Below are 2,690 nucleotides of genomic sequence, written 5' to 3' on the forward strand. Positions count from 1 at the left end.
GGAATGGTGTATGGCTGGAAATTTGAGTATGTGCCTTATGATAAAGCCCGTGGTGTAACTGAGATTTTTGAATTTGAGCCATTGCAGGAACTTTCTGATGATGAAAAAAAATCAATAAATTATGCAAAACCATGGATTAAAGATTCTGTTTTGAACTGCTGGGTTGAATTCCGGCGTTCAGATGCTCAGATACAGATTTTCCGGGGCTGGCGGTCAATCATGTATCCGAAAATAAAGGGAGAAGGATATGCCCCTCTTGAAGAAGGTTTTGAAGGAATCCAAAAAGCCTGTGGTGAAGCATTAAAAATGGCTGTAAGAAATTATGAACGGAAATGGATAAAATCAAAGCCAAAAGAAATTACGGGTAAAGTCTTTATGTATGAGCCGCCGAAAATTGGCGTAGATGCCGGTCGCTATAAAGTTACGCTTGATTTTTTTATGCAAACTGATAGAATAATAAAATATAAGACTTTTTAAAAAGTGAAGAACTGTAACCTTTTATTTAGTCTTAACTTTTTATTGTATATTAACACTTGAAGCCGTTACTTCTGTAACGAACCAAGGAGGAGTATTATGAAGAAACTTATTGCTATTGTTGCAGCACTTTTTTGTTTTACAGGTATTTCTTTTGCAGAAGAATTAGATGAATTAACAAAAGACAAACAGGCAGAGTTAATGGTCACACGAACAATTGTTCCTGAAGATCAGCATACAACAAATAAAACTGCTAAAGTTCAGATTGATTATACTCCGCTTACTGATGAGGCTCATGTTTATTATACATGTATTGCAGTTTCTTACGATCAGGGTGAAGCAATGAACACTGTTCTTGCATGTCTGCAGGATTTCCAGAAAGAAAATCAGTACTACGGTTACAAATACCTTCGTAAAGATTCTGTAAAATATTTCAAGGATGATAAAAACATGAAATGGGCTACTTATCATTCTTATGTAAAATTTACACGATAACCGCTCAAAAAGCTAAATGCAATGAGCCAGTTCATAAGAGCTGGCTCAACTTTTTATATAAATCAGGATTACAAAAAAAATGGACATTCAGAACATCGTTAAAAATCTTCATCCGCTTGAAATCAAAGTTCTTCTTAATTATACATCAAAAGATGAACTCACTTCAGAAAAACTTCAAAAAGAATTAAATTACAAAGAAGGTCATTGTAATCAGGCGTTTTCATGGCTTGGCGGTAAAGAGCTTCTTTCAGTTGTAAGCCGCACACCTCATACTTTTTATGAAATCACTGATTTAGGAAAAGCATATGCAAAAGACGGAATTCCGGAACTGCGCATCATAAATTATGTAAAAGCAAATGGAGCAAAAACTCTTCCTGAAATAGCTGCAGGAACTTCTCTGGAGCAGAAGGATGTAGGTTCTGCATTTGGAGGTCTTTCAAAGGCCGGTGTTCTTAAAATGAATGCCGAAAAAAAAGCGGAATATACTGGTTCAGAAATTCCTCAGAATATTAAAACGGCAGTTGATTTGTTTGAGCGTGCTGTAAAAACTGAAAATGGTCTTCTTGATAACGCTTCTTTGAACAAAGATGAACAGACTGCAATTTCTGCTTATGCAAAAAAACGCGGAGCTGCTGATTCTCCTTTTAAAATCATCGAGCGTGAGACAATTGTTTACAAATTAAATAAAGAAGCTGCTGATGTTGTTGCTGCCCTCAAAAAGGCAGGAATTACCGGTGAAGAGCTTGGTGCTGTTACTCCTCAAATGCTTTCAAGTGGTGAATGGAAAAACGGTACTTTCCGTGGATACAATATCGAACTTCCGCCGGCACGAATCATTCCAGGACGTACTAATCCGTATGTTCAGTTCCTGGAACATGTTAAAGATAAGCTCTGCAGCTTAGGTTTTAAAGAATTTGATGGTCCGCTTGTAGAAACAGAATTCTGGAATGGTGACGCACTTTTTATGCCGCAGTTCCATGCTGCACGTGATATACACGATGTATATCGAATCAAAAATCCTACTCATGCAAAATCAATTGAAGAACCATGGCTTTCAAATGTAGCTGCTGAACACCAGACCGGCGGAAATTCAGGAAGCCGCGGCTGGAATTATACTTTTGATCATGAATTCACACGACGACTTGTTTTGCGTTCACAGGGTACAGTTCTTTCGGCTCATCAGCTTCATAATGCTGAAATCCCTGGAAAATACTTTGGTATTGCACGATGTTTCCGTTATGACAAAGTTGATGCAACACATTTGAGCGATTTCTATCAGACTGAAGGAATTGTTTTGGGTGAAGATGTAAACTTACGTACTTTGCTCGGCTTCCTTGAAATGTTTGCAAAGGAAGTAGCTGGTGCAACTGAAGTTAAATATGTACCTGGTTACTTCCCGTTCACAGAACCATCTGTCGAAGTTCATATCAAACATCCGGTTTTAGGCTGGTTCGAACTTGGAGGTTCAGGAATTTTCCGTCCTGAAGTTACAAAAGCGATGGGTGTTGATGTTCCTGTTGCTGCCTGGGGTATCGGAATTGACCGAATGGCTTTAATGGCACTCGGTTTGAACGATTTACGTGAACTGTTCAGCGAGAACATTGAAGAAGTCCGTCTTAGAAAAGCAAAATTCTAAAATAAATAAAAAAGCACCGTCAGAAAATGAAGTGCACCCCAATTATTGGACACTTTAACTAGGCTGATTTTAAGGACTGATTCCT

3 protein-coding genes are annotated in these 2,690 nt (G+C 38.0%); all 3 read left to right on the forward strand.

Going from position 1 to position 2,690, the window contains the following annotated elements; translation table 11 throughout:
* Positions 1–477, forward strand: a 477-nt coding sequence (locus ACKI5B_RS05185; protein ID WP_407426509.1) for a hypothetical protein, incomplete at its 5' end; no start/stop codon positions are given.
* A 96-nt stretch (positions 478–573) separates the two neighbouring features.
* The gene (locus ACKI5B_RS05190) at positions 574–969 is read left to right on the forward strand and encodes a hypothetical protein (RefSeq protein ID WP_407426511.1); all 396 of its coding nucleotides are present in this window, start codon (positions 574–576) and stop codon (positions 967–969) included.
* 79 nt (positions 970–1,048) lie between these two features.
* Positions 1,049–2,605: a phenylalanine--tRNA ligase subunit alpha gene (gene pheS / locus ACKI5B_RS05195; protein ID WP_407426513.1), complete on the forward strand. Its 1,557-nt coding sequence runs from the start codon at positions 1,049–1,051 to the stop codon at positions 2,603–2,605.
* Positions 2,606–2,690: the final 85 nt, after the last annotated feature.

The organism is Treponema sp., from assembly GCF_045657965.1.
Taxonomy (GTDB): domain Bacteria; phylum Spirochaetota; class Spirochaetia; order Treponematales; family Treponemataceae; genus Treponema_D.

Excerpts from the sequence above, each read along its gene's own strand:
- ACKI5B_RS05190 (WP_407426511.1), top strand. The coding sequence starts at position 574 with ATGAAGAAACTTATTGCTATTGTTGCAGCACTTTTTTGTTTTACAGGT.
- pheS (WP_407426513.1), top strand. The coding sequence starts at position 1,049 with ATGGACATTCAGAACATCGTTAAAAATCTTCATCCGCTTGAAATCAAA.